13 protein-coding genes and 5 tRNA genes are annotated in these 13,926 nt (G+C 44.4%); 6 read left to right on the forward strand and 12 right to left on the reverse strand.

What is annotated here, in order from left to right; genetic code table 11:
* Window positions 1–12 precede the first annotated feature (12 nt).
* From pstB to pstA, 4 genes are all read left to right on the forward strand, one after another.
* A complete protein-coding gene (pstB, locus tag MHZ92_RS03825) occupies window positions 13–831 on the forward strand; it encodes a phosphate ABC transporter ATP-binding protein PstB (protein WP_239430220.1) in 819 nt (272 codons plus the stop codon).
* A 213-nt stretch (window positions 832–1,044) separates the two neighbouring features.
* The gene (locus tag MHZ92_RS03830; protein ID WP_239430221.1) at window positions 1,045–2,049 is read left to right on the forward strand and encodes a PstS family phosphate ABC transporter substrate-binding protein; all 1,005 of its coding nucleotides are present in this window, start codon (window positions 1,045–1,047) and stop codon (window positions 2,047–2,049) included.
* Between the two features lie 115 nt (window positions 2,050–2,164).
* Window positions 2,165–3,070: a phosphate ABC transporter permease subunit PstC gene (gene pstC / locus MHZ92_RS03835; protein WP_370644620.1), complete on the forward strand. Its 906-nt coding sequence runs from the start codon at window positions 2,165–2,167 to the stop codon at window positions 3,068–3,070.
* A 1-nt stretch (window position 3,071) separates the two neighbouring features.
* The gene (gene pstA, locus MHZ92_RS03840) at window positions 3,072–3,956 is read left to right on the forward strand and encodes a phosphate ABC transporter permease PstA (protein WP_239430223.1); all 885 of its coding nucleotides are present in this window, start codon (window positions 3,072–3,074) and stop codon (window positions 3,954–3,956) included.
* A gap of 100 nt (window positions 3,957–4,056) precedes the next feature.
* On the opposite strand, the gene glmM is transcribed toward pstA, so the two are convergent.
* The 7 genes from glmM to MHZ92_RS03875 all read right to left on the reverse strand — a co-directional run bounded on the left by glmM (window position 4,057) and on the right by MHZ92_RS03875 (window position 12,025).
* Window positions 4,057–5,412 (reverse strand): phosphoglucosamine mutase, encoded by a 1,356-nt coding sequence (gene glmM / locus MHZ92_RS03845; protein WP_239430224.1) that lies wholly within the window; start codon window positions 5,410–5,412, stop codon window positions 4,057–4,059.
* A gap of 40 nt (window positions 5,413–5,452) precedes the next feature.
* Window positions 5,453–6,739: a CdaR family protein gene (locus MHZ92_RS03850; protein ID WP_239430225.1), complete on the reverse strand. Its 1,287-nt coding sequence runs from the start codon at window positions 6,737–6,739 to the stop codon at window positions 5,453–5,455.
* The gene (gene cdaA / locus MHZ92_RS03855) at window positions 6,732–7,568 is read right to left on the reverse strand and encodes a diadenylate cyclase CdaA (protein ID WP_239430226.1); all 837 of its coding nucleotides are present in this window, start codon (window positions 7,566–7,568) and stop codon (window positions 6,732–6,734) included. Before cdaA ends, MHZ92_RS03850 begins: the two co-directional genes overlap by 8 nt.
* A gap of 306 nt (window positions 7,569–7,874) precedes the next feature.
* Window positions 7,875–8,507, reverse strand: a complete 633-nt coding sequence (locus tag MHZ92_RS03860; RefSeq protein ID WP_239430227.1) for a zf-HC2 domain-containing protein — start codon at window positions 8,505–8,507, stop codon at window positions 7,875–7,877.
* 13 nt (window positions 8,508–8,520) lie between these two features.
* The gene (sigW, locus tag MHZ92_RS03865; protein ID WP_239430228.1) at window positions 8,521–9,084 is read right to left on the reverse strand and encodes an RNA polymerase sigma factor SigW; all 564 of its coding nucleotides are present in this window, start codon (window positions 9,082–9,084) and stop codon (window positions 8,521–8,523) included.
* 211 nt (window positions 9,085–9,295) lie between these two features.
* On the reverse strand, window positions 9,296–10,201 hold the full coding sequence (gene rocF, locus MHZ92_RS03870) for an arginase (RefSeq protein ID WP_239430229.1): 906 nt from the start codon (window positions 10,199–10,201) through the stop codon (window positions 9,296–9,298).
* Between the two features lie 72 nt (window positions 10,202–10,273).
* Complete coding sequence (locus MHZ92_RS03875; RefSeq protein ID WP_239430230.1) at window positions 10,274–12,025, reverse strand: putative bifunctional diguanylate cyclase/phosphodiesterase; 1,752 nt, start codon at window positions 12,023–12,025, stop codon at window positions 10,274–10,276.
* A gap of 189 nt (window positions 12,026–12,214) precedes the next feature.
* On the opposite strand from MHZ92_RS03875, the gene MHZ92_RS03880 reads away from it, so the two are divergent.
* Window positions 12,215–12,457, forward strand: coding sequence for a hypothetical protein (locus MHZ92_RS03880; RefSeq protein ID WP_239430231.1), 243 nt, complete (start codon window positions 12,215–12,217; stop codon window positions 12,455–12,457).
* Here MHZ92_RS03880 and MHZ92_RS03885 read toward each other — a convergent pair.
* From MHZ92_RS03885 to MHZ92_RS03905, 5 genes are all read right to left on the reverse strand, one after another.
* Window positions 12,424–12,498, reverse strand: a tRNA-Gln gene (locus MHZ92_RS03885). The two genes, MHZ92_RS03880 and MHZ92_RS03885, sit on opposite strands and share 34 nt — an antisense overlap.
* A 77-nt stretch (window positions 12,499–12,575) precedes the next feature.
* Window positions 12,576–12,660: transfer RNA gene (locus MHZ92_RS03890), tRNA-Tyr, on the reverse strand.
* 60 nt (window positions 12,661–12,720) lie between these two features.
* Window positions 12,721–12,795 (reverse strand) — tRNA-Glu (locus MHZ92_RS03895).
* A 123-nt stretch (window positions 12,796–12,918) separates the two neighbouring features.
* A tRNA-Thr gene (locus MHZ92_RS03900) sits at window positions 12,919–12,994 on the reverse strand.
* 7 nt (window positions 12,995–13,001) lie between these two features.
* Window positions 13,002–13,076 (reverse strand) — tRNA-Asn (locus tag MHZ92_RS03905).
* A 170-nt stretch (window positions 13,077–13,246) separates the two neighbouring features.
* On the opposite strand from MHZ92_RS03905, the gene MHZ92_RS03910 reads away from it, so the two are divergent.
* Entirely contained in the window at window positions 13,247–13,912 is a 666-nt protein-coding gene (locus MHZ92_RS03910) for a hypothetical protein (protein WP_239430232.1), read from the forward strand.
* Window positions 13,913–13,926 lie beyond the last annotated feature (14 nt).

The following is a 13,926-nucleotide window of genomic DNA, read 5'->3' on the forward strand; positions in this document are numbered from 1 at the left end:
GAGGATTTACTAATGACATTACTACATGAACGTATAAAAGATAAATCTCTTTCGCTCGTGCGAAATGAAAATTGGCAAAAGCCGATATACGAAGCAACTGGCTTGAATCTTTGGTATGGCACTTCACACGCTTTGAAAAATGTCGACCTGTCCATCAATGAGCGTGAAGTGACTGCCATCATCGGTCCTTCCGGCTGTGGGAAATCAACATTCCTCAAAACATTGAACCGGATGGTGGAAACTGCAGCCGATGTTAACATTTCCGGTAACGTCACGTTTAAAGGGAACGATATTTTAGGCAAAGCGATGCCGGTAGAAATTCTTCGTTCCAAAGTCGGCATGGTGTTCCAAAAACCGAACCCATTCCCGAAATCAATTTACGAAAACATCGCATTCGGCCCACGCGTACATGGCATCCGCAACAAAGCGACGCTTGACATGATTGTTGAAGAAAGCTTGAAAAAAGCTGCATTATGGGATGAAGTGAAAGATCGTCTCCATAAAAGTGCATACGGCCTTTCAGGCGGACAGCAACAGCGGTTATGTATTGCAAGATGTCTCGCCATCGATCCAGAAGTGATCTTGATGGACGAACCTACTTCCGCACTGGATCCGGTTTCGACACATAAGATCGAAGAATTGATTCACGCCATTAAGAACGATGTGACAATCGCAATCGTCACACATAATATGCAGCAAGCTGCTCGTATTTCCGATCGCACAGCATTTTTCTTGAACGGTGAAGTCGTTGAGGAAGATCTTACGAATACAATCTTCAACACCCCTTCAAATGAGTTGACAGACGACTACATTAACGGTCGATTTGGTTAATTAAATACGGAGGACTCCTGCTTAACCGCTAGTGTCCAAGCTTGGATATATGAACCCGCTCATTACAAGAGCGGGTTTTTATTTATTCGCAAACATCCAATTTACAATACATTTACATTTTAACAATACTTACTTAACATTAACCCTTTAATATGTAGTTGTGAGGCAAATTACTCACGACTTTAGAACATACAATCAGGGGAGGATTTATCAATGAAGTTCAATAAGTTTCTTTTATTCATGATCATGGCTGCATTTGCAGTTGTCCTTGCAGCATGTGGTACAGATGCCGATGAGAAAGACGGCGACAAGACGAATACAAGTTCCTCAGGTGAAACTACAGCTCCTGCAGAAGATGCAGAAGTTAAAGATTTGGAAGGCAGTGTCGTTATTGACGGTTCTGGTACAGTTTACCCGCTTATGGCCCGCCTTGCTGAAGAATATATGATTAGCGAACAAGAGAACGTATCCGTAGAAGTAAGCCGTGCTGGTACAAGTGCTGGTTTCAAAAAATTCCTAGTTGAAAACGGAACTGACTTCAACGATGCTTCCCGTAACATTAAAGATGAAGAAGCAGCAGCAGCAAAAGACCTTGGAATTGAAGTAAAAGAATTGAAAGTTGCTTTGGACGGTCTTACATTCGTTATTAATAAAGATAACGATTGGGCAACTGAAATGACGCCTGAAGAATTGATTAGCATTTTCCTTGCAGATAGCACTGTTGAAAAATGGTCTGACATCAATCCAGAATGGCCAGATGAAAAGATCAATGCAATGGGACCGAATGAAAACCACGGAACATACGAATTTTTCTATGAAAAAATTCTAGATAAGCAAGATATGGATAGCACAGTTAACTTGCAACAAGAGTACTCAACACTTGTAAACCTTGTGTCTGAAGATAAAAACGGTATCGCGTTCTTCGGTTTCGGTTACTACGTGAATAACCAAGACAAACTTCAAGCAGTTTCAGTTGACTTCGGAAACGGTCCAGTTGCACCTGCACTTGACACAATCTCTGAAGATGGAGCTTATGCTGACTTCACTCGCCCGGTCTTCACATACTTAAATGTGAACCATGCGAAAGAAAAGCCACAAGTTAAAGACTTTGCTATTTACGTCATGAACAATATTAATAAATTTGCTGGTGAAACAGGCTTTGCGCCAATTCCTGAATCTGAAGTACAAGAAAACGTCAGCTTCTTGGAAGGCCTATAATAAGTAAAGTGGGATGAGAGCTGCTAGCTCTCATCCTCTTGTACCTTTATTGGAAGGAGTTCCTCTCATGATAAACCAAGGAATGACAAAGAAGGATAAATTGAATATCCGTGCAATGATCGACCAAAACCAACGCGGCAATTCGACCAGAAGGAAGATTGAAAAGCTAATACCCATCTTTCTCACACTTATCGCCTCTATTTCTGTCCTAACGACTATTGGCATCATTTGGACGCTGCTATCCGAAACGGTGGAGTTTTTCAAACGGGTGCCTTTCCTCGACTTCTTTACGGGCACCGTATTGAGACCGCTTAGCCAGAACCCTGAATTCGGGGTACTTCCTCTAGTGATGGGAACTGTTACTTCTTCCGTAATTGCACTATTGGTTGCCGCACCAATCGGATTGATGGCGGCTATTTACTTGAGTGAATATGCATCACCGAAAGTACGGAAAGTGGTTAAGCCGATTCTTGAATTGCTTGCTGGCGTGCCGACAATCGTCTACGGATTCTTTGCCTTTACATTTGTGACGCCTCTTTTACGCGAGTTCATCCCTGGCCTACAGGCAACGAATATTCTTAGCCCGGGCTTAGTCATGGGTGTCATGATCATTCCGATGATCGCTTCCCTTTCTGAAGATGCGATGAGCTCTGTGCCAAGCGCAATGCGTGAAGGGGCATACGGATTAGGTGCGACGAAGCTTGAAGTGACACGTAAAGTTGTCATTCCCGCTGCTCTTTCCGGCATCATCGCTTCATTCGTGCTCGGTATTTCTCGTGCGATTGGCGAAACGATGATCGTGACAATCGCAAGCGGTAGTACGAAAAACTTCACGTTCGACATTACACAGTCGATGCAGACGATGACCGCTTATATCGTCGAAGTAACCGGTGGAGATGCACCTGCAGGATCGACGGTCTATTATAGCCTTTACGCTGTAGCGATGACTTTATTCGTTTTCACACTCATTATGAACCTTCTTGCTAGAGCTGTTTCCAAGAAGTTCAGGGAGGAATATTAATATGAAGCATCTAGACGAAAATCAACATATGCGACGGACGAAGTTCCGCTTAGTCTTAAATAATATTTCGAAAATCATTTTCATGTTAGCCGCCTTTTTCGGGCTGTTCTTTCTCGCCGTCTTACTCGGTAAAGTCTTTACCGACGGCATTGGGTCAATCAATATGAATTTCCTCACAGGTAAATTATCGACGCAACCAGAGCGCGCGGGCATTATGGGAGCCATTCTCGGAACGTTTTGGCTGATGCTTGTCGTTGCCCCTGTTACGATGTTTTTAGGTGTTGGTACGGCGATCTATTTGGAAATGTACGCAAAGAAAGGCCGCGTACTCGATTTCATTCAAACGAACATCTCCAATTTGGCGGGGGTTCCTTCCATCGTTTACGGAATCCTTGGAATGACGGTATTTGTACGGGCGATGAACCTTGGAAACGTCGTCCTTGCCGGTGGTTTAGCGATGTCTCTTTTGATTTTGCCAATCGTTATCGTTGCGAGTCAGGAAGCAATCCGTTCCATTCCTTTCTTCCTAAGTGAGGCAGCTTACGGGTTAGGCGCGACAAAATGGCAAACGATCCAACGTGTCATCTTGCCGGCAGCACTTCCAGGAATTTTGACGGGCGCGATTCTTGCCCTTTCTCGAGCAATCGGTGAAACAGCACCCCTCGTCGTCATCGGCATTCCTGCATTGCTGATTCCGTTCCCAGGAGGCATTATGGACCGCTTCACAGTATTACCGATGCAAATCTACTACTGGACGTTGGATGCTTCATTAGTTGCTGAATATGCGAATCTTGCAGCCGCCACGATTATCGTTCTGCTTGTGGCACTGTTCATCTTGAATTCAACAGCGATCATCATCCGTAACAAATTCCAACGCGTTTTCTAAATAAGTTTTTCAATCGCATCCGACAAGGATGCGATTTTTTTATGAGTAAAATCCAATAAAAAACCGGAAACTCCAATTTACGAGTTTCCGGTTCAAATAATCATTCTTCAGTTATTCCCATCTCTTCACGAACGACTTCCGCGATACGGTTGACATGTCGTTCACACGACTCGTGGTCCGGCGCTTCGACCATTACGCGCACAAGGGGCTCCGTTCCAGAAGGTCGGACGAGCACTCTGCCGTTGCCCGCCATTTCCTCTTCAACTTCCTTGATGACTGCAGCGACTTTTGCATTTTCGGTCACTTTGTTTTTATCTGTCACGCGGACGTTTACAAGCTCCTGCGGATAAATTGTCATCTCGCTTGCGAGATCGGATAGCTTTCTTCCCGTCCTTTTCATAATGTTGACGAGTTGCAAGGCTGTCAAGAGGCCGTCTCCCGTCGTATTGTAATCAAGGAAGATAATATGGCCCGACTGCTCGCCACCAAGATTATAATTCCCTTTTTTCATTTCCTCTACGACATAACGGTCGCCGACAGCTGTTTTGACACTCGTCATACCGTGCTGTTCAAGCGCTTTGTAGAAACCAAGGTTGCTCATAATCGTGGAAACGATCGTATCTGATTTCAAGCGGCCCTTCGACTGAAGATGACGCCCGATGATGAACATGATTTGATCACCATTAATGATCCGTCCTAATTCATCGACAGCAATAAGGCGGTCGCCGTCTCCGTCAAAAGCAAGCCCGATATCGGCTCCTTTATCTACAACAAGCTGGCTGAGCCCTTCCGGATGTGTCGATCCGACGCCGTCATTAATATTTAAACCATTCGGTGAAGCACCCATCGTCGTCAAGTCTGCATCCAAATCGGCAAAGACATGCGTTGCCAATGAAGAAGTTGCGCCATGCGCACAATCGAGAGCGATATGAAGGTCTGTAAACTCTTCGTCGACCGTCTGTTTCAAGTATTGAATGTATTTATGGCCGCCTTCAAAGTAATCCGTCACTGTGCCGACTTCCGCACCTACCGGACGTGGCAGACGATCCGTCTCTTCATGCAAAAGGGATTCGATTTCCTCTTCCTGCTCATCCGTCAATTTGAACCCATCTGCTCCAAAAAACTTGATGCCGTTATCTTCTACGGGATTATGGGAAGCGGAAATCATGACACCCGCCTGGGCATTCATCGCGCGTGTCAAATACGCAACCCCCGGCGTGCTAATGATTCCGAGCCTCATCACTTCGACACCCACAGATAACAGACCTGCGATCAATGCGTTTTCCAGCAAATGTCCGGAAATGCGGGTATCGCGACCGACAAGAACTTGAGACGGCTCCTGTGCATCTTTTGTTAACACATATCCGCCAATTCTGCCTAGTTGAAAAGCAAGCTCGGGCGTTAATTCTTTATTTGCAATCCCACGGACGCCATCTGTTCCGAAATACTTTGTCATTATATATACTCCCTTTCAATGCTCATAATCAGCTTCTTCATCATGCAAGCTTTATTTCCAATGTCACTTCATCCTCCGAAAGCTTCCAAGCAATATTGTTAGGCGCAACGACAGTTATCGGGTAGGCATGCTCGCCTTCCTCGTCTGTGTTAGAAGCGTCGACACTAATATCTAAGTCCGATACGTCAAGTGAATTGATGACGTCCTCTTTTGCAGTGATTGTCACATCCACGACCCCGTCCTCTGGTTTCAGAAAGGAACTTTTATATTTTTCATCCAAACCTTTCACAGCGACAGGGACGTTTTTGAATTCCTTTGTGACATCAACATTTACATTCTCTTCCTCCGCCGGTCCAATCGATACTTCAGGAGGAGGATCTTCTCCATTTATTACTGTGACGCTAATATTCACCTTGACTTTGTCCTCCGAAAGCTTGGAAACCCCTCTCGGCTTTGGAAGAGTCAGTTCAACGGTTTCCGATTGTTCCACATTTGAAACATCTACATCCACCCGGATTTCATTAATGGCATCTAGCGTCTTCTTCGGTCCATAGAGTCGCACCGTCTTTGTATCGGAAAAGATCGAGTTAATCGCAACGTTTTCACCCGGTACGCCTCTTTGACGGAGGACGATCGGCACCTCTTTATTATTTTCTTCAACTTCCACTTTAACAGTCACTTCTTCAGGATCAATCGTGACATTCAGCTTGTTCAAATCTCGGTCAAGCACGCGGACGCGAGCTTTTTGTTCAAATGATTTATTGATGCCATTATCTCCAGTTGCTGAAACCTTTACGAAGCTAATTGATTCGATGACGCTTTTGGCGCCTGTTACTTGAATGGTAGCGGGTTCTACTTCCTTTTTCACCGCATGGAACCCATCTTTTAGCAATCGCTCATTAAATTCAGGTTCGACAGGGAATGCTCGTGAAATCTTCTCTTCAATGACAACATCCACTGTTGCAGGGTCCAACCTTACGTCTAGCTTATCCGATAGGTTCTCGGCTTGAATCCTTACTGTATGCCTTCCCATCGGTAAGCTCCTAAGATCGACCTTCAGTATGAAATCCTTTAATAACTTCGTCGTCTGTACGATGTTGGAAGGTCCATCGATCGTCATATTAACCGTTTTTGGAACTCCGGTTACAACGAGGTTTTCATTATCATAATAAACTTCCACCGGTACGTCCCGAATGATATCAAGCGTATCACCGATTGTGGAACTGCTCGTATTATTCCCCTCCGCTCTGACGGAAAAGAAAAGGATGATAGCGAGCGCTAATGCCGTGAAGCGGAGGAACCATGGGCGATCCATTAACTTATCCATCTTTACGTTTCCCCCATTTCCAGAATCGTGTCGACGAAGTTTCATTTTCCGAACCAAACCATACTTGCCGCAACTGCTTCTCAAAATCGTCCATCGACAGGTTCCGATTAATGTCACCGTTTGCTGTGATGCTGACAGCACCTGTCTCTTCAGATACAACAATTGTAATCGCATCGGTCACTTCACTAATGCCGAGAGCTGCTCGGTGCCGTGTTCCGAGTTCCTTCGATATGAAAGGATTTTCCGAGAGTGGCAAATAACAGCCTGCTGCTGCAATGCGGTTCTTCTGTAAGATGACGGCACCGTCATGCAACGGTGTATTCGGAATGAAAATATTGATGAGTAATTCCGATGTGACGTTTGAGTTCATTGGAATGCCTGTTTCAATATATTCGCTGAGCCCTGTCTCCCGTTCAATCGAGATAAGTGCTCCAATTCGCCGCTTCGCCATATAGCTCACTGACTTCGTGAATGCTTCAATCATGCGATCTCGTTCTTCTTCTTCCTGCATTTGTGACCGTGCAAACAAACGTCCTCGTCCAAGTTGTTCCAACGCACGGCGTATTTCCGGTTGAAAAAGAATAATAATAGCTAGGAAACCGAACATCAACACTTGATCCAACATCCACTTCAATGTATCGAGTCCAAGATATTCAGTAAAAATACGGGCAAATAGAATGACGAAAATCCCTTTTAATAGCTGTACGGCTTTCGTGCCTTTTATGATGGTGATTAATTTATAGAAAACAAACCAAACGAGAAGCACATCCACTATATTTTTCAGTATCTCAACCGGACTTGAGTTTGTAATCATTTCCCAACCAGGCATGCGCTTCCCTCACCTTCATCGCAAATTCTTTACTTCAGTATATCATAGAGCCTAGTTTCAATGCTCTTGAAAACAAGCAGATACTGGCTGTTAATGAAAACGTTTTTAGCGGAGTTTGGTTTCCGATTTGAAAAGGAATGTTTTGGGCTGATATAGACGCGGATTGATTCGCTTTGGACGCGGAACGACTCGCTTTGGACGTAACGGCTCGATTTGGACCCAGAACGGATTTTTGCAGTAACTATAATTATTTCTATATAAAAGACGATCGCACTTCCGTTGCTAGGAAGGCGATCGTTGTTACTACTATTCGTCTTGCGACTCTCCATTGGAGGGCTGAAAAATATCCTTGACGGTTGACTTGAGATTATACCATAGCCAATCGAAGACCTTGTCGATTTCTTCACTTTTCCCGGTAACGACTGCTGTCGATGCCATATATTTTGAACCATGGATAACCGTTACATCGCCATCCACTTCCCCTTCTATCCGGAGATTGCCGTTTTTGACAACAATGTCCCCTTTCACAACTTCACCAGCAGGAACGACAACAGTTTCCCCTTCGACGACAAGATTTGGCTGCTTCGTGAAGGAAAACTGCTGATCATTACTATAGTTAGAAAAGAGCGTCGCGCTCATTAACATTAAAAATAGTGCGGCTGCTGCCAGTAGTGGGTGTCTGCGTAATAGGCGCTGAAAGCCTGCTTGCGATTTTTCTTTCGGGAGACGTGCCATGACGCCAGAGACAAATCCTTCTGGAGCCTCGATTGGAGCGGCATCCTTCAGGAACAAAGCCGATATCTTCATTTCATCCATTATTTCCTTGCAACTTTCGCAGGAAGCTAGATGTTCATGCAACATCTGCTCGTCTTCTCGGCTTATGTCTCCGTCTAAATACGCGTGCATTAAATGGATAACTGGTTCCTGACACGTATTCATACTTTATTCCCTCCTACATTTTACCCAACTGTTTCCGAAGTGCTTCCCGACCACGGTGAACTCGGGTTTTTACGGTTCCGAGTGGTAATTCTAAAATATCACCGATTTCCTGCAACGGCAACTCTTCCATATAGCGAAGAATAATGACGGTACGGTATTTCTCAGGTAGTCGCCCAATCTCATATTGGACACGTTCCTGTGCTTCCATACGCTCCACTTCTTCCTCAGGCAAGTCGCCTGCCGCCGCAATTTGTGAGTACATATTCAGACCGTCCGTTCCAGGCACTGTCGCATCTAGATAGTAATCAGGCTTCTTTTTGCGGATTCGATCAATGCATAAATTTGTGGCAATCCGAAATAACCACGTCGAGAACTTCCGTTTCTGATCGTACGTATGAATATTGACATACGCGCGTACAAACGCTTCTTGGGCGATATCTTCCGCTTCTTGGGGATTGCCGAGCATTCGATAACAAACATGATACAGCCGATGTTGAAACAATGTTACTATTTCCTCGAATGCATCTTGATCGCCTTTGATCACTTGATTTATTCTTTTATTGACCAATTCATCCAATGACTTTCATCCTCCGCTCTATGCGGCTGTTCCTTCTATACGATTGAAGGGTCCAACTGGTTTCATTTTTTTCTTCTTCTTTTTATTTTACCAAAGTTTGATAGTTTTTTCCGTTGTTTTGGAAAAATCTTTTCACAGAAATCTACCACAGAAGAGTTATGTAAAATAGAACAAAATAGAACCGCTTGGACTGAATCCAAGCGGCCTGATTTTATAGTAACTTCTCTCCAAGCAATGATCCCATTAGTCCAACTGCTACATCCGCAGTCTTATTCCTCTCATCGAGAATTGGATTGACTTCGACGAACTCCGCAGATGTAATCAAACCTGAATCTTCGAGCATCTCCATGGCAAGATGGCTTTCGCGGTAGCTAATACCTCCTGGCACCGGTGTTCCTACTCCGGGTGTGTAAAGTGGATCTAGCCCATCCAAGTCTAAAGATAAATGAACGCCATCCAAATTTTTAGATTGGAGATACGCAATTGCATCCTTCATGACTGCGGTCATCCCGTCACGGTCAATTTCATGCATCGTATATACTTTTACACCCGTTTTTTTAATTAATTCACGTTCGCCAGGATCGACAGAACGCGCTCCAATGATGACTATGTTTTCGGGTTTCACTTTCTGCCCTTCCTTAAATAGGTTGACGAGCCGTTCATGACCATGCCCCATTACTACGGCAAGTGGCATGCCATGAATATTGCCGGACGGAGACGTTTCCGCCGTATTCATGTCGACATGGGCATCGTACCAGATGACGCCTAAGTTTTTATATTTGGAGGAAAGTCCTGAAATCGTACCGATGGCAATACTATGATCTCCTCCGAGTACGAGAGGAAATTTACCCTTCTCTACGACTTTAGCAACTCGTTTTGCGAGTTCACCTGTTGCACGGACGACTTCCTCCAAGTTTTTCAAGTTGGACACTTCTCGATCCTTCCGTTCGACGGCGCTTACTTGAACATTTCCCTCATCCTTCAGCGTATGCCCGATCGCTTCTAATCTTTTAATCGCGTCCGCATAACGGATGGCACTCGGCCCCATATCTACTCCCCTACGGCTTTGTCCGTAGTCGAGCGGTACTCCTATTACTGATATATCTAGTTTTCGCATATATGTCAGCCTCCCCCACCCATATTGTAATTCGTTCTATGAAATGGCTCAACCTGACAAGTTTACGAATATTTATTCATATTCTACAGATTTCGAAAACATAAATTCACAGTCTTCCGGCGGCATTGGCTTACTGAAAAAATAGCCTTGTCCTTCTCTACACCCTAAACTGCGGAGAATTTTTGCCTGCTCCTCTGTTTCAATTCCTTCCGCAATGACATTGAGGCCTGCCGTGTCCGCCAACGTAACGATTGCTTTGACAATCGCCCTGCTATTTTCATTGACATCAATGTCTTTGACGAACGACCTATCGATTTTTAACGCATCCGCAGGAAGCTCTTTAATATAACTAAATGTGCTGTATCCCGTGCCGAAATCGTCAATGGCGACTTGAATGCCCAAGTTGCGGATTTGCTGAATCGTCGACTGCATTTCATCCCGATCCGCGAATGAGCTTTCCGTCAGTTCGATTTCAATATATTCAGGGCCGAGATCCTCCTCGTCCAAAATACGCTTAATTGTCTGTACGATATCCGGAGCTTCCAGCTGTACAGCCGACATATTAACAGCAATTCGGAAAGGGGCATGTCCTTGACGCTTCCATTCATTCGCCTGCTTGCACGCTTCCCTTAGAATCCATTCGCCCAGTGGCAAAATGATTTTCGTTTCCTCTGCTAGGGGAATGAATTTATCCGGCGGAATCCGCCCAAGATCCGGGTGATTCCAGCGTACCAAAGCCTCGACGCCTGACAAAGTTTTGCGAGAGAGATTCATTTTCGGTTGATATTCCAACGTAAAGTTCCCCAATTGAACACTTTTTCCCAATTCATTTTCCAATAAAATACGTTCTAATGTTTTCGTAGCTGTACCTGGCTCATACATTTTATAGGTCCCGCGACCATGCTCCTGTACATAATGTAGTGCCTTTTCGGATTTCATCATTAGTTCCGAAACGGTTTTCGCATGCTTCGGAAATAGTGCTATTCCGCAACTCGTAGAAATCGTATAGATTTCACCTTTAATGCTGATTGGTTGTTCCAAGCTTGCTTTAATGTCCTCCGTCATCCGCTCTGCTTCTTCCTCGTTCTTTGCTTGCGTCAATGTGAAGGCAAACTCATCACCGGAGATGCGGCCAATAATATCGTCCGCACTCAGTGCTTTCTTCAATCGTTTTGCGACAATCGACAGCACATAATCCCCTGAATCCTGTCCGAAAGAATCGTTCACATTGCGCAAACGATCGATGTTCAAATACACCAACCCGACGCTCGACCTTTTCTTCCCTTCGAGACTTGCACGCAAGGTTTTACTGAACGCATGACGGTTCAGCAACGTTGTCAGTTGGTCATTGTAGGAAAGGTCCCGGTTTTCTTCGACGATCTTACGGTAAACTTCGGCATCCTTGCGAATTTTCTCTTCCATGAGTTTCCGTTCAGTTATATCGTAGCGGATGGAAATATACCGGTTTGGAATTCCTTTGTCGTTCAAAAACGGAACGATTTTTGTATCGACCCAGTAAAAGCTGCCGTCCTTCGCACGATTGCGGATCTCCCCGTGCCAGATATTTCCTCTTCCGATCGTAGCCCACATATGTTTAAAAAATTCCTTCGAATGGTATCCAGAATTAATGATTGCATGTGAAGCGCCGATTAGCTCTTCTGCTTTGTATTGAGACATTTTCGTAAACAATTCATTCACATAGGTGATTTTTCCTGTTCGATCGGTGATCGCGACTATGGCGGATTGATCGAGCGCATATGCAATATCGACAAGCATATCCTCGACGTTTTGTTGATTGTCTTCGCCTGTCATTTTTCGCATCATTCCGTAATAATCCTGCATCGGACACCAAACCCTTTCTGCTATAACCCGTATATTGCAATTTACTTGAACTATCTTCTGAATTTTTAAACTGTCTTTCGTTTCTACTATACGATATCTCTATATAATACTCGCAAATTCTGCATTACACCGGTGGGAGTTTGACTATTTTTCGAAAGTGGTAAGGGATTTTTGGCAATAAAAAAAATCCTATCTGGTGATGGATTTGGGTGGTGGATTTATATATTTGGGGTTAAATTAATGGGATGTTTTGGGTATTTAAAATCATTTGCTCGCAATTCCTTAAATAACGGAATGCTTGGGGTATTAAACCCTGTTTGCTCGCAATTACCTTGCGGTATTGCTCGCAAATTATTTTTTTTGTGGAGCAAAAAAATAATTGGCTGGGGTAGCTGGATTCGAACCAACGAATGACGGAGTCAAAGTCCGTTGCCTTACCGCTTGGCTATACCCCAACGTTACGATTGAGATAAGCTTTGCATTACTGCGTCAGCTTCTTTCTCTCGATTAAGTTGAGCAGATGATATGTAAATGGTGGTGGGGGACGGATTCGAACCGCCGAACCCTGAGGGAGCGGATTTACAGTCCGCCGCGTTTAGCCACTTCGCTACCCCACCAGATTAAAATTGTGATAAGCTGCGCATCTCTTTGTCAGCTTTAAATGAGTGAAACAAACATGGTGACCCCTACGGGATTCGAACCCGTGTTACCGCCGTGAAAGGGCGGTGTCTTAACCGCTTGACCAAGGGGCCATCTAATTATCATGAATTGCACAAATGCTATATTAGCATAATTTCATTCACTGTGCAAGACTATTTTTCATTTTTTCCAACTAGCTTTTCAGATAGAAGGTAGACATAAAAAAAGAGTCTTACTGGAGCTTCCAACCGGATTCGAACCGGTGACCTCTTCCTTACCATGGAAGCACTCTACCTACTGAGCTATGGAAGCATAAAAATGGCTCCGCAGGTAGGACTCGAACCTACGACCGATCGGTTAACAGCCGATTGCTCTACCACTGAGCTACTGCGGAATCGTAATTAATATTTCCAACGACAATATTTAGTTTAGCTGAAAACCGGATAATTATCAAGCTTTTTTTATTACCCCGTAACGACTTTCTTATATTAGCATGTTCCAATCATATTGGTCAAGCCTTTATCATAAAGTACCCTATAGATTTCGTTTTAAAGGGGATGTGTCTTGAGAGCAAAACTAATTCTACTCATTTTCGTTTTCTGTGCTGCCGCACTATTTTTTCCAAGCATGCCCGGATCGGATTCATTGAAAACGGTTTTCCGCTTGACGGACGAGCCGAGTGAGGTGATTGTCAGGGGGATGTCGGGCTCCGCACTGACTATTAATATTTCTTTCGGAGACGAAGAAATAGTGGCACTCATCCGAGAGTTGCAAGCTCCCTATCCGTTGCTCCTTCTTGATATGGAATGGGCAGAGCGCTTTCCGGAAATTGTACAACTGATCAAGAAACGCAATATCCCGACCGGCTTATTGGGACATGCCGGATTGGAGTACGAACAAAACACCCCTCTTTTGATCGAACAGCTGGAAAAGTACGAGGAATTCTTCGGCACAAAGCCGTTATGGTTTAGAACAGCTGATGAACAGTTCCCTTTTACTTTGCGAAGCACGCTTTGGGATATCGAAGTGAATGCCCTCGGTTCGACGGTACAATGGTCGAAGGGAGAGCCGCCACCTGTCATAGAAGGGGAAATCATTTCACTGCCGCATCATCGCGAAGAACGAATCACTTTGTCCAATTTCAAAAAGCTCATTGAAACACGTCAAAACAAGTCGTTGGAAGAAGTCCTTTTCAACATGTCGATCAAAACAAAAAAGTTGCCACAATGATAAAAGCGCAGTTC

Source organism: Sporosarcina sp. ACRSL (assembly GCF_022346605.1).
Taxonomy (GTDB): domain Bacteria; phylum Bacillota; class Bacilli; order Bacillales_A; family Planococcaceae; genus Sporosarcina.